We start from the raw sequence: 13,786 nt of genomic DNA on the forward strand, positions 1-13,786 counted from the left end.
TGTTGATATTATAGTCTTACAAAGTAGGGCAAAATCGAGAAGATGATACCGATCGTCGTTAGCATCGTGGTATTTTCTATAAAATAGGGGAAGATCATCAGTACCAAGCCACAAATCAAGGGCATAGTGACTTTTTGTTTTTTTCCATACAGAAAATAGCCTAAGCCTATAGAGCTAAAAAGAACACCAAGAAGGAGTTGGGCTGTGGTCATTATTTTATATTTATAAAGGATTTGAGCTGATTATAACCAAGTAAAATTAAAATGGGCTTAAAAGTTTTTACTTAAGGGTCGCTAACCTTGATCTGCAGGAAAGGTGAAATACAAGGATTAAAATTGTATATGATCGATATGTTTTTAGCGTTAAAATTTATACAGAATTTGTGATTTAAAACAGTATTGGATTTAGCTATGTATCTAACAAGGGAATGAATTTATGAATACTATTTTACCTGTAGCACAGCGTGGTGAAGCCATTCTGACCTTAACAGCGGCTGAGGTGGCAAAGTCTGAGCTGAATAGTGAATGGTTAAATCAACTCGCTGTAGCTATGCATGACACCATGATGGAATGTAATGGTGTAGGTATTGCTGCGCCTCAGGTTTATGTCTCTAAACGGGTGATTATTGTCGCTTCACGTCCTAACCTGCGTTATCCCGATGCGCCTGAAATGGATGCAGTGGTGATGGTGAATCCTGAAATTTTAGAAAGGTCTGAAGCAACTGTTCTGGGGGAAGAGGGCTGTTTAAGTGTTCCGGATGAGCGTGGGCAAGTGGCACGGGCTGAAACAGTTAAAGTGCGTTATTTAACGCTGCAAGGTGAACCAATAGAAACGATCTATAAGGGTTTTCCTGCAAGGATTGTGCAGCATGAAGTGGATCATTTGGACGGAGTGTTGTTTATTCAGCGGATATAAGTCTAAATTGTTTAATTTTTGTGCTATAAATATAAAGCAATAAAAATTTTAGAAATTATAAATATAGTAAGTAAGTTTATGAACTTGTTTAAAAAAATACATACGCTGATTTTTCATTATTGGGGCAGATTTAGGTTTCATATCCTTGAATCTGATAATTTAATTATTAACTGGCCTAATTTTGATAAAGGGGTGTTACTGCTGATTTTTGGGGCATTTTGCCAAGTCAGTGCAATTAAATGGTATCTGGCCAGCTATTTCTCTGCTGAGAATGCTGTCTGGATTAATGCGGACTTTTTTTTCATCCGTATTATCAGTGTGTTTATCACTTTAATCATTTTTATCATTATAGTTGGCTTTAGCTTCAGATATAAAAGAAATAGAAAATTCCGGAGATTTATTTCTTATTTTTCGCCGATGTTCTTTGGTGGCACGATGATTTATGCGGGCTATACCATCGGTATTTACAGCCCCGCGACCATTGCCGGATTTATCAATATCGTCCTGATTGGACTGGTATTTTATTCACGAAAAATTATTTATAGTATTGCGATTCCTGCTCTTATTTTTATCATCATTATTAGTTACTTAACTTTTAATGGCGTGATTCGTTACGCGCCTGTGTTTAGTGATGCGCTTACTAATGGCGAGTTTTATCATAATGAATTCTGGATCGGAAGTATGGCGGAAGTTTATCTGCCGATCTTGCTGGTTTCGATTTTGTTTTTTGAAATTTTACTTTCGCAATGGCGTCGGCGTGAAAAAAATATTAAAAGAATGAGCCAAACCGATGTTCTGACGAATGTATTTAATCGTCGTTATGTTGGGGAACAACTCACCGCTTTAGAACGCAAGAAAAAAACGGCTTATGCGGTAATTTTACTGGATTTGGATCATTTCAAACTCATTAATGACCAATATGGTCATGAAGTTGGAGATATGGTTTTGCAACGCGTTGCTGCTATTCTATGTGCTACTACACGGGAACAGGATATCGTTGGGCGTTTTGGTGGTGAAGAATTTATTCTGATTTTAAAAGAACAAAATTTACAGCAAGCGATTGAGATTGCAGAACGTTGTCGTAAAATAATTGAGCAGGAAGAAATTCAGTTAGAAACAAAAGAGATTTTAAAAATGAGTGCAAGTTTTGGTGTAGCACTCTCTCAAACCACTTTAAATAAAGAACAGACCATTCGTCTGGCCGATCGAGCTTTATATTTGGCTAAACGGCAGGGCAGAAATCAGGTAAGAAATTATCTGGAATTAGTTAATAATATGCCTTCACCTATCTATTGAATTGGAATGTTGTTTTAGTTGGTCGATAGTGATTTTCGGATTTATAGGGTGTGATTCAAGTGATTACTAAAATAGCTATTCAAAATTAAAAAAATCCATTCCGACCTCCTTTAAAAAAAGGGGGTAGCCACGTAGTTTATTTAATCAGATGACATCTCTATCCTTATAAATAAAGGCTTAGAAGCTGATTAGATAAAAATCACAGAGTATCATTTTTAGGCTAAAAAAAGCACCGAATTAATCCGATGCTTTTTGGATGCTGTTCTATAAGGATTACTTAATATGTTCCGCAATGTCGGTAAAGATCACGCCTAATCCATGCGCACCAGCGTCTGGATAACCTAAGCTTCGGTCACCGACTGTTCCGGCACGGCCCATGCGTGCAACGATGTCTTTTGTAGACTCTGCACCTTGAACCGCAGCTTGTGCACCTAAAGTGAAGTTTTCTTTAAAGGTTTTATTTGTATTTGATGACCATGTATCGGCACAAGGAACCAATGCATCGATTAAGGTTTTGTCGCCAACCACAGCACCACGGCCAAATGAACGCTCGCCTGTGGTTTGAATACCTTTCACCGCATCTTGCAGCATCACGGCAAAGTCGGAAACTGAAAGTATTTCCTTTCCTTTAATCGATTTACTTGCTGCGCGGAAAGCTGAGCCCCAAATCGGACCTGAAGCACCACCACAATGTTCCATAATGATGATTGAGCAGTTCAGTAAGAAATCATCCATGTGTTGATATTGCACAAGCGCGTCCCATTGGCGTTTAAGCTGTTTAAAGCCTTTAGCAACACTCATCCCAAAGTCGCCATCACCCGCATGGGCATCTAATTCACAAAATGGCACTTCATTTTTAATGATGCAGGCACTCATCACATCGATCACATAGCGCATATTTTCAATCGTAAATTGTTCATTCACGATTTCGGCATGTTCTGCGTGAGTTTCAATATCTACATTTAAGGTACGTTCCGCTTTGAAATCGTTTATTGTAAATTCAATGGCTAAGGCCACTGAACCGTCCATTTTAAAGGTAGGGGTGTTGGCAGGTGCATCTAAATAGCTTTTCAGTTCATCATCTAATGCTAATAACGAAACGGATGCGCCCGCCATGTCGATACTGGTCATATAGTTACCGACAAAGGTACGGTAAATCTTAATCCCTTTTTTCGCTAACTGTTGGCAAACATCTTGATTGAACAGATAAAGTTCTTGCATTGGTGTTGAACCAAAGCCGTTAATGAGTACCGCAACTTCTGTTAAATCAGGACGATCGAGGAATAGATCATCGACAATGCGCTGCGCCAATTCATTTGAAGGCAGAATTTTTTCACGGCAGATACCTGGCTCACCATGAATCCCCACGCCATATTCCATTTCATCATCAGCCAAGGTAAAGGTTGGGGTTCCTTTGGCAGGTACCGTACATGAGTTAAAGGCAAAACCTAAGCTGGTGACATTGTCCGCTGCTTTTTGAGCTATTTCTTTAACACGTGCCAAGTCATAGCCTTTTGATGCAGCTGCGCCAGCAATTTTATGCACAAATACAGTGCCGGCAACGCCACGACGACCGACTGTGTATAGGCTGTCTTTGACTGCAATATCATCAGCGACTTTGACGTAATCAACTTTGATTCCATCATCGACGGCAAGGGCAGCACCATTCTGGAAATTCATCATATCGCCAGAATAGTTTTTAATGATCATCAGTACGCCTTTATCAGACGCAACTTGCTGCAAAGCTTTATAGACTTGAATTTGAGAAGGTGATGCAAATACATCACCGCAAACCGCAGCATCTAGCATGCCTTGTCCCACAAATCCTGCATGTGCAGGCTCATGACCGCTGCCGCCACCACTGATTAAGGCCACGTTTTGGTGTTTTTCTTTACGTGAAATAATTTTAGATGATTCATTGAATGTGAGTTCAGGGTGTGCGAGGACAAAACCTTTGCACATTTCGACAACGATGTTTTCAGCACCGTTCATTAATTTTTTCATTGAAACACCAATAGTTATGAATTTGGGAGATAAATTTATTGCCCTATTATTATTGAAAGCGGCGAATTTTGCAGACTTAAAACTGTAAGAATGCACGATTTAGAGTTAATGGGTTAGAAAAGGGGCAGTTTTTTCAGTACACTCATTTATAAATTTAGAATCCCTCCCAACCTCCCTTTCTTGCACTTCATTTAAAGCAATGCTTTAAGTCGTGTTCAGGGAGGAGCTGTCACGTAATTCATTTAATCACATGACAAAGTCCCTCTTTTGAAAAGAGGGATTTAGGGAGATTAAAATAAAAAGAGAAAATAAAAATGAAACCCTACAATAAAGACTTAAAACAAGCCTCACGCGAATTACGCAACAACATGACAGAAGCTGAGAAACTACTTTGGTCACGGCTTCGTGGCAAGCAAATTTTAGGTTTGCAGTTCTATAGACAGAAACCAATTTTAAATTTCATCGTAGATTTTTACTGTCCAGTAGCCAATTTGGTGATTGAGTGTGATGGTGGACAGCACTATACAATTGAAGGTTTAGAAGCTGATTCTATTCGTGATGTTGCTTTGGCAGAGTTGGGATTGAGGATGTTGAGGTTTGATAATCAGCAGATTTTGAACGAAACGGATGTGGTGGCTCAAGTAATTTATGACGTGATTACTCAGTTATTAGAATCCCCCTAAATCCCCCTTTGATAAAGGGGGACTTCACACGAATTTAATGAAGACATGGAATTCACGGAGTTCCTCCCTTTTTAAAGGGAGGTTAGGAGGGATTTATAAAGATGTTCCTTGGTATATTTTCATAGGTTCAATGACATTATCTAATTTGCGATGTATGAGTGAAATCATTGAAAGGATATCTAAAGCATCTTGCTCATTAATAGTCCACGTAATTTTTGGAGCGTGTGCTGTAGTATTTCTAAAAGTACCAAATACACCTTTAATTAAATTCATAAAACCCTTTTGCTCGCTTTCTTCACTTTCTGTCATTAAATTGCTTAATGCTAGATAGGGAATCTTTCCTTTAAAAGCAAGTGTTTGATCTATTAATTTTGCTCCATCAGAAGTTAAATTAGTCTTATTTCGGATTTTCTCTGCAATACTTTTAGTCGCCTCAAAAACAGCATGGAAATAGTTATCTACTAATAATTCTGCTTTACAAAATAAGAGGACATCATTATGAATAATTCTATCTATCAGAACTTTTTTAAGTTTAAGCGCACGTTCTTCAGCTTCAGACAGGGTTTTTGAAGCAGTAATTTGCTTAATGATTCCTGTATGTTCTATTTCTAGCCCTTCAAATGACAGTATAAAATTAAGTTGATTACGTATTTCATGAAACCATTCATGATTCTTAACATGTCTTGATGGTTTCATTATATGTTGGATAAAATTAATTAAGTTATTGGAATATTTATCATTTCTTTGTTTGAGTTCGAGAGCATCATATAACTTTTTTCTTTTTAGTTGAATTTAATTGAGGATCATAGATGTCACATTCGGCTAAATATTTAGATATTTGAGTACCAGTTAAACTATTAGCTGTATCACCTAAAACTTCACATACCGATTCTAAGCTTGCTAAGTCAAATTTTTTTATTATTGCCATTTGAAATTATTCAGTGAATATCTAATCGAGAATTTTAAATATTTATTTTGATAAGATCAATTTTAATCCCTCCCAACCTCCCTTTAAAAAGGGAGGAGCTGTCACGTAATTTATTCAATCACATGATATCCCCCTCTTTTTTAAAGAGGGGGTAGGGGAGATTTAAAGATTCATAAAAAAACCCTCAAATGAGGGTTTTTTTACTCCCTCCTTTGAAAAAGGAGGGCTGGAGAGGATTATTTAAATATCAATCGAATCATCCAAGTTTGGCATTAACCAACGCTTCGCTTCATCCATCGACCAGCCTTTACGTTCTGCATAACTATTCAGCTGATCCTGTGCAATTTTACCGACATTAAAGTATTCAGACTGCGGGTTGCTGTAATAGAAACCGCTGACACTTGAAGGTGGCCACATTGCAAAGCTTGAAGTCAGTTCAGTACCAATCGCATTAGTTGAATCTAACCAGCTAAACAATGTCGCTTTTTCAGAATGTTCAGGGCAGGCAGGGTAACCTGGTGCAGGACGAATCCCGACATATTTCTCTTTAATCAGCTCATCATTCGACAATTGCTCAGAAGCTTGATAACCCCAGAACTCTTTACGAATACGCTCATGCAAATGCTCAGCAAAGGCTTCTGCAAAACGGTCACCTAAAGACTGTGCCAAAATTGCAGAATAATCATCGCCTTTGGCTTTGTATTCATGCGCCATTTCTTCCGCACCAAAAATTGATACGGTGAAACCACCCAAGTAATCTTCTAGCTTAGTATCTTCTGGCGCAATAAAGTCTGCTAATGAGAAGTTCGGTTTACCTGAAACTTTGTCAGACTGCTGACGGGTATGCTCAAACTTGTGTGTTGCAGTTTGATTTTCATCGTAAATCGAAACCGTATCTGCACCGGTACGTTTTGCAGGAGCAAGACTGAATACAGCACGTGCATCAAAACGCTTATTCTCTACAATATCTTTCAACATGATTTGCGCTTGTTCGTACAAATCAGTTGCGGCTTCACCAACCACTTCATCCGTCAGAATTGCAGGGAACTTGCCCGCCAAACTCCATGAAATAAAGAACGGTGTCCAGTCAAAATAAGGCACTAAAGTTTCAAGCGGATAATTTTTTAGAACTTGTTGACCAAGAATATTTGGCTTAGGTGGAACATAGTTCGCCCAGTCAATTTTCACGCCATTGGCAATTGAAGCTGCATAAGACAGTTTTGCAGCTTTGGGTTGTTTGTTGGCAATACGTTCACGCACTTTGGCATATTCTTCACGGTAACCTTTAATGAACTCAGGTTTCATTTCAGGTGAAAGAAGTGAAGTTGCAACACCGACTGCACGTGAAGCATCGGCAACATAAATCACCGCATCATTGGAATATTGCGGGTCAATTTTCACTGCTGTATGCGCTTTAGAGGTTGTTGCACCACCAATCATCAACGGTACATGGAAACCTTTACGCTGCATTTCTTTGGCAACAAAAACCATTTCATCCAGTGACGGCGTAATCAAACCGGATAGACCAATAATATCGACTTTTTCATCAATCGCGGTTTGCAGGATTTTTTCCGCAGGTACCATCACGCCAAGGTCAACAATGTCATAACCGTTACAGCCCAGTACCACGCCGACAATATTTTTACCAATGTCATGCACGTCGCCTTTAACGGTTGCCATCAGGATTTTACCTTTGGTCTGACCCTCGGTTTTTCCCGCTTCAATGTACGGGTTCAACCAGGCCACGGCTTGTTTCATTACTCGTGCCGATTTCACCACTTGCGGCAGGAACATTTTACCTGCACCAAACAAGTCACCAACCACGTTCATGCCCGACATCAATGGCCCTTCAATCACATCTAAAGGACGAGTGGCTTTTAAGCGTGCTTCTTCAGTATCGACATCAATATACGCGGTGATGCCTTTAACCAGTGCATATTCAAGACGCTTTTCAACTGACTGTTCACGCCATTCCAGGTTTTCAGCTTCACGTTGTGCACCGCCTTTGCCACGGTATTGTTCCGCGACTTCAAGCAATTTCTCGGTTGCATCCTGGCCGCTTTCGCCCTGATTTTTATTCAGAACGACATTTTCAACCGCAGCTTTTAATTCGGCAGGGATGTCATCATAAATCGCCAACTGACCTGCATTCACAATCCCCATGGTCATGCCTTGTTGAATGGCATGGTAAAGGAAGACTGCATGAATCGCTTCACGAACCGGTTCATTCCCACGGAACGAGAACGATACGTTAGAAACACCGCCAGAAATCATGGCATGTGGTAGGTTTTGTTTAATCCAGCCGGTTGCTTCAATGAAATCGACTGCGTAGTTGTTGTGTTCTTCAATACCGGTTGCAACCGCAAACACGTTCGGGTCAAAAATGATGTCTTCAGCCGGGAAGCCGACTTCATTGACCAAAATATCATACGAACGTTTACAGATTTCACGCTTACGTGCTGCTGTATCTGCCTGACCAGCTTCATCAAAGGCCATGACAATGACTGCCGCACCATACTGACGGCACAGGCGCGCTTTTTCAACAAACTCGTCATAACCTTCTTTTAAGGAAATCGAGTTCACCACCGCTTTACCTTGTACGCATTTTAAGCCAGCTTCAATAATTTCCCATTTTGATGAGTCAATCATGAGCGGTACGCGGGAAATATCCGGTTCAGAGGCAATCAGATTCAGGAATTTCACCATTGCTGCTTGCGAGTCCAGCATGCCTTCATCCATGTTGATGTCGACAATCTGTGCGCCACCTTGCACTTGATCCAAAGCCACTTCCAAAGCTTCGGTATAGTTTTCTTCACGAATCAAACGGGCGAATTTTTTTGAACCGGTCACGTTGGTACGTTCACCAACGTTTACAAACAAGGAATCTTTGGTAATGTTAAATGCTTCTAGACCTGAAAGACGGCAAGCGGGTTCAATCTCTGGAATCTGACGCGGTTTAATGTCTTTTACTGCATTATAAATGGCACGGATATGATCTGGAGTGGTACCACAGCAACCACCGGTGATATTGATCAAGCCGCTTTCTGCAAATTCTTTAAGGAATGCTGCAGTTTGTTCAGGGGTTTCATCATAACCACCAAACGCATTTGGTAAACCTGCATTGGGATGCGCGGAAATAAACACATCAGCGACATCACCCACAGTTTTAACGTGTGGACGCATGGCATCTGCACCCAAGGCACAGTTAAAACCAACGGAAAGCAAGTCGCCATGACGAACCGAGTTCCAGAACGCTTCAGCAGTTTGACCAGTCAGGGTACGGCCTGAAGCATCGGTAATGGTGCCAGAAATCATTAACGGCAATTCATAACCCAACTGTTTGAATACTTCTTTTACTGCAAAAATCGCAGCCTTACAGTTCAAGGTATCGAATACAGTTTCAATTAACAGAATATCGGCACCGCCTTCAATCAGGGCGTGTGTCGCTTCAATATAATTTTCTTTTAATGCATCAAAAGTAATGTTACGAAATGCCGGGTCATTTACATTTGGTGAGATCGAACAAGTACGAGATGTCGGTCCAAGTACACCGGCAACAAAACGTGGTTTGTCTGGTGTTGAATATTTTTTACATGCTTCTTTGGCAATACGCGCGGCTTCAAAGTTAATTTCGTGAACCAAGTCTTCCATGTGGTAGTCAGACATCGAAACACGTGTGCCGTTGAAACTGTTGGTTTCAATAATGTCTGCACCGGCATCAAGGTAAGCTTCATGAATACCTTGAATAATCTGCGGTTGAGTGAGGACTAAAAGGTCATTGTTGCCTTTCAGGTCAGATGCCCAGTCAGCAAAACGCTCACCACGATAATCCGCTTCTTCTAGTTTATGGCGTTGAATCATGGTACCCATGGCACCGTCAATAATCAGGATGCGTTTGGCGAGAAGCTCTTTCAGGGTGGCAAGCGTGGACATAAATAACCCCAATCCGATGGAATACAAAATGGGCATTATTTTAACAGAATTAGACTGCATTTGAGGAATATTCAGCCGACTTAGTGAAGCACAGCTTAAAATAAGCCCATTTGTGCTGAATTTTTCATCGAATTGAAATATGACCCCCTTAACATTCAGCATAGATAAGAAAAAGTTGAGTGATTGCTTGATCGGAAAGATTTTTTATACATGTATCCAGGTACTTTGAAATATTGAGGCACAAACTATTTTGGGCTTTAAATATTTTTAAATGATGGATTTAAAACAGTTCCACTCCCCAAGATAAGGTGGAGTGATTTAAAATAAGTCAATTATTAAAAATTGGCTTTATATGACAGCTTTTTGTCATATAATTGTCACAATTAAATTGAACAATAAGGGGATTTTATTATCCCCTTGAACCGTCTGCATGAATTCTAATATTCCTCCCGTCCAAGATCAGGCGCATTCAGCACCCGCGAAATCGACGAATGTGCATGTTGCTACACCTAAATTTTTTATGCCGGTGTTTCTTACGGTTATTATTTCTACTTTGGTGTACATCGGCTTTCAACTTTCTGCCGATTTGACACATGTTCCTGCATTAAGTTTATATTCCGTTATTCTGTTAGCGACCGCCTTGTTAATCGCTTTAGGCTTTGAATTTGTTAATGGTTTTCATGACACTGCCAATGCGGTAGCGACAGTCATTTATACCAATGCCTTGTCCGCACCTGTTGCTGTGATGTGGGCAGGTTTTTGTAATTTCCTTGGGGTGATGGTGGCAAGTGGCGCAGTAGCCTACGGCATCATTGCTTTATTACCTGTCGAACTGATCATGAATGTCGGTTCAGGTGCAGGTTTTGCCATGGTTTTTGCCATGCTGATAGCCGCTATTTTATGGAACTTGGGTACCTGGTTCCTGGGTATTCCTGCGTCGAGTTCACATACTTTAATCGGTTCGATTTTAGGTGTGGGCATCATGAACTACCTATTGAATTCGGGTAATGGTGCCAGTGGCGTCGACATGGACCAAGTGATTAAAGTCGGTAAAGCTCTGTTGTTTTCACCTTTGATTGGTTTCGCTTTTGCTGCGATTTTATTTCTGTTGGTGAAGAAAGTCTTTAAAAGACAAATGGAATTGTTTCAACCTCCAAAAGGCAATAAACCACCACCACCTTTAATTCGTGCCATCTTGATTTTTACCTGTACCGGGGTAAGTTTTGCGCATGGTTCAAATGATGGTCAAAAAGGTATGGGCTTGATCATGCTGATCTTGATCGGTTGTGTACCTTTGGCGTACTCATTGAATAAAAACCTGGACGCAAATCATATCCAATCATTTGAACAGTTATCTGTGCAAACTGCGGCAGTTATTTATCCAAATCATCAGGATATTCCTGATACACAAGCTCGTGAAGTGTTGACCAAATATATTCAAACTAAAGAGATGTCACCTGAAGTGGTGCCTGCTTTGGCAAGTTTGACCGATCACTTGGGTAATCACGTTGCCGAATATGGTGATCTAAAAGATATTCCAGAAAAAGAAGTTTCTATTATTCGTAATGATATGTACTTAAGCACGACGGCATTCAAGCGTTTAGATAAAGCTGAACAGCTTCCTGTAATGTCAGAAAGTCAAGCCAAGACAGTCAAGGAATACCGTAAAAACCTCGATTCATTCCTGCAATATATTCCGACCTGGGTAAAAGTGGCAGTAGCGCTTGCGCTTGGTCTTGGAACCATGGTGGGCTGGAAACGTATTGTGGTGACAGTGGGTGAGCGTATTGGTAAAAGTCATATGACTTATGGCCAAGGTATGTCGGCCGAACTTGTTGCCATGACTACTATTGCCGCAGCAGATGGTTTAGGTATGCCAGTATCGACAACACACGTATTAAACAGTGCTGTTGCAGGTACCATGGTGGCCAATAAATCTGGCTTAAACTTCCAGATGGTACGCACCATTCTTTCAGCATGGATTTTCACGCTACCTGCTACGATTTGTTTATCAGGTGGTCTGTTCTGGCTGTTCTTACAGTTTGTTTAAGATATCTATTTGAAATAAAAAACGCTGCAATTGCAGCGTTTTTTGTTTTTATTAAGCTTCCCCCTTTTTTAAGAAAGGGATGCAAATCTAATTTAAGAGATAAAAACTCCCTCATCCCTGAGGGATGAGGAATATATTCCGCAAGGGGTGAGGGAGTTAAATATAAAATATGATTTAAACTTCTCTCTTGCGGAGTAGTGTTTCTTATCTCCTGAAAGGAGAAAAGATATTATTTTTAAAGAATAGAGAAATGTTATTAAAATTTTTTCAGAGAAATAATTAAAAGCAACCTCTCCCTAACCCTCTCCTTAACAGGAGAGGGGATTTTTCTAAAATAATGAAGAATATATCTTACTTCTTAAACACTTTTAATATCTTTTTGATCGGTAATTTTTCATTGGCAAAGCCATACAGTGCAGCAAAAGGCAGTGCGGTACGCGCCAAATAAGCGACACGCCATAAACCACCATGGTTGGCACCTTTCATCATCAATTCTAATGGATGATCCAAAGGCGTTTCCGGATTCGCTACCGATTCTGGATGACGCAAATCATAAATCCATAATGCTGCCATCAGTGCATTGGTTGTTTCTGGATGAAAAGATTCAACATCAAACAAACTTGCACCATTAAATGCGGCTTTCAATAACGGATTTTTAGTTACCGAATGCGTAGTAGTAGACGGTGCAATATTGATGCTGACACGTTGTCCATAATGACGTGCCAGAGTCGCGCGCCATTGCTGAATGCGTTTTGCCAAAGCATAGTTTGGACCTTGCTCCACCACAAGGCAGTCTGCAATTCCATATTCATGGCCATTATCACAGCTGATTAATGCATCCAGATTTTTCTTGAAAAAGTGCTGAGCAGAAATCATCGAAATGCTTTCACTGATGATACGTTGCGATTTTGAGCGCTGTAGTAACTTAAGATTTGAAGCCTCTACAATTTCTTTAGGAATGGCATAGACATCGGTTGGGGTACACATGAACATTAGACTGGTGTCAGCCTTTTGTTCGCTGACGTACTGCATAATGCTGTCCATGGCCATAGATACCCTGACATGCTTTTCACCATCTAGATAGGCAATGGCTGCAAGGTCTAGCTGACGTTCACTCTGGATTAGCCAATGGGCAATTTCAGGTGTTTGAGTGAGTAAATCGGCCCCCAATTTTTCTTTGAGTGTCGCAGTTGGAGTATCTTCTGCCAATTTTTCCGCACAGGGTGCATATAGGGTTGCATTGCCTTGTTGGATGGTCGTTAAAATTCTGTCCCAAACGCGGCTGTTGGGTAAGTCTACGGCCACAATATTGGCTTTCCATTTAGACAACCAGGTCAGTGGACCGGCTTCAGAACCTGCACCAAATAAGACCATGGTGCGATCAGAAAGATCAAACCATTCAGGATGTGCATGTGCAGCACGTAAAGCATCGGCATGGCTTGGCTCGATAATGCCTGCACCTTGCCAGGTTTGAATTTGATCGAGTAAAGCCTGACCTTGTAATTTTTGCCCTTTATAAGGCACATACCATTCAGGGGCAGTCTCACTTTCACCTTTTAGCTGAACCGTATACAAATTTGCTGTATCGATATCCTTCATGATGTCTTTCAGTAAATAGCGTTGACCATTTCTGTAAAAGTCAAAGCTATGATGGGCCTTGTGTAAGCCTTGTTTTGCAATGCTAATCGGATTATTGATGTTACGAATGCCTTGTTCAACCAAGGCTTTAAAATAGATAGGATAACGCTTGCGCCAGTTTTTTTCCGCAAGGGCATTCATTGATGCCTTGTTGTCAACAATAGATAAAGCCTCAGCAATAATTTCTTTGCCTGTCTGGGAGCTGCTGGGTTTATTGCTGGTGGGATTGATAGGGAATTGAAGACCATCTAATGAAGTGGACATGCAAAAAATCTCGTTTTTTTGATCATTAATATACAGATGTCTACATTATCTATGCCAAATTGATTTGATGGGTAG

General features: G+C 40.4%; 9 protein-coding genes. 4 read left to right on the top strand and 5 right to left on the bottom strand.

Annotated elements, in window-relative coordinates:
- Nucleotides 1-8: 8 nt before the first annotated feature.
- On the bottom strand, nt 9-212 hold the full coding sequence (locus HLH14_RS15945) for an amino acid transport protein (RefSeq protein WP_081406227.1): 204 nt from the start codon (nt 210-212) through the stop codon (nt 9-11).
- 223 nt (nt 213-435) lie between these two features.
- Between HLH14_RS15945 and def the strand changes: the two genes are divergently transcribed.
- A complete protein-coding gene (def, locus tag HLH14_RS06635) occupies nt 436-915 on the top strand; it encodes a peptide deformylase (protein WP_067724316.1) in 480 nt (159 codons plus the stop codon).
- 18 nt (nt 916-933) lie between these two features.
- Entirely contained in the window at nt 934-2,211 is a 1,278-nt protein-coding gene (locus HLH14_RS06640; RefSeq protein ID WP_155859814.1) for a GGDEF domain-containing protein, read from the top strand.
- Nucleotides 2,212-2,484: 273 nt separating this feature from the next.
- Here the strand turns inward: HLH14_RS06640 and dhaK are convergent, their stop codons facing one another.
- Nucleotides 2,485-4,215 carry a dihydroxyacetone kinase subunit DhaK gene (dhaK, locus tag HLH14_RS06645; RefSeq protein ID WP_171532791.1) on the bottom strand — a complete coding sequence of 577 codons (1,731 nt, stop codon included), beginning with the start codon at nt 4,213-4,215 and terminating at the stop codon, nt 2,485-2,487.
- Nucleotides 4,216-4,529: 314 nt separating this feature from the next.
- Here dhaK and HLH14_RS06650 point away from each other — a divergent pair, with 314 nt between their 5' ends.
- Nucleotides 4,530-4,898 carry an endonuclease domain-containing protein gene (locus HLH14_RS06650; RefSeq protein ID WP_067724313.1) on the top strand — a complete coding sequence of 123 codons (369 nt, stop codon included), beginning with the start codon at nt 4,530-4,532 and terminating at the stop codon, nt 4,896-4,898.
- Nucleotides 4,899-4,991: 93 nt separating this feature from the next.
- Here HLH14_RS06650 and HLH14_RS06655 read toward each other — a convergent pair whose 3' ends face one another.
- The gene (locus HLH14_RS06655) at nt 4,992-5,594 is read right to left on the bottom strand and encodes a TIGR02391 family protein (RefSeq protein ID WP_228139739.1); all 603 of its coding nucleotides are present in this window, start codon (nt 5,592-5,594) and stop codon (nt 4,992-4,994) included.
- 472 nt (nt 5,595-6,066) lie between these two features.
- Nucleotides 6,067-9,759 (bottom strand): methionine synthase, encoded by a 3,693-nt coding sequence (metH, locus tag HLH14_RS06660; protein ID WP_171532792.1) that lies wholly within the window; start codon nt 9,757-9,759, stop codon nt 6,067-6,069.
- 430 nt (nt 9,760-10,189) lie between these two features.
- Between metH and HLH14_RS06665 the strand changes: the two genes are divergently transcribed.
- Entirely contained in the window at nt 10,190-11,809 is a 1,620-nt protein-coding gene (locus HLH14_RS06665; protein WP_214645725.1) for an inorganic phosphate transporter, read from the top strand.
- 351 nt (nt 11,810-12,160) lie between these two features.
- On the opposite strand, the gene HLH14_RS06670 is transcribed toward HLH14_RS06665, so the two are convergent.
- On the bottom strand, nt 12,161-13,711 hold the full coding sequence (locus HLH14_RS06670) for a hypothetical protein (protein WP_171532793.1): 1,551 nt from the start codon (nt 13,709-13,711) through the stop codon (nt 12,161-12,163).
- Nucleotides 13,712-13,786: the final 75 nt, after the last annotated feature.

Origin of the sequence: Acinetobacter terrae (genome assembly GCF_013004375.1) — a bacterium.
Classification (GTDB): domain Bacteria; phylum Pseudomonadota; class Gammaproteobacteria; order Pseudomonadales; family Moraxellaceae; genus Acinetobacter; species Acinetobacter terrae.

Excerpts from the sequence above, each read along its gene's own strand:
- metH (WP_171532792.1), bottom strand. The coding sequence starts at position 9,759 with ATGTCCACGCTTGCCACCCTGAAAGAGCTTCTCGCCAAACGCATCCTG.
- HLH14_RS06665 (WP_214645725.1), top strand. The coding sequence starts at position 10,190 with ATGAATTCTAATATTCCTCCCGTCCAAGATCAGGCGCATTCAGCACCC.
- def (WP_067724316.1), top strand. The coding sequence starts at position 436 with ATGAATACTATTTTACCTGTAGCACAGCGTGGTGAAGCCATTCTGACC.
- HLH14_RS06650 (WP_067724313.1), top strand. The coding sequence starts at position 4,530 with ATGAAACCCTACAATAAAGACTTAAAACAAGCCTCACGCGAATTACGC.
- HLH14_RS06655 (WP_228139739.1), bottom strand. The coding sequence starts at position 5,594 with ATGAAACCATCAAGACATGTTAAGAATCATGAATGGTTTCATGAAATA.
- HLH14_RS06670 (WP_171532793.1), bottom strand. The coding sequence starts at position 13,711 with ATGTCCACTTCATTAGATGGTCTTCAATTCCCTATCAATCCCACCAGC.
- dhaK (WP_171532791.1), bottom strand. The coding sequence starts at position 4,215 with ATGAAAAAATTAATGAACGGTGCTGAAAACATCGTTGTCGAAATGTGC.
- HLH14_RS15945 (WP_081406227.1), bottom strand. The coding sequence starts at position 212 with ATGACCACAGCCCAACTCCTTCTTGGTGTTCTTTTTAGCTCTATAGGC.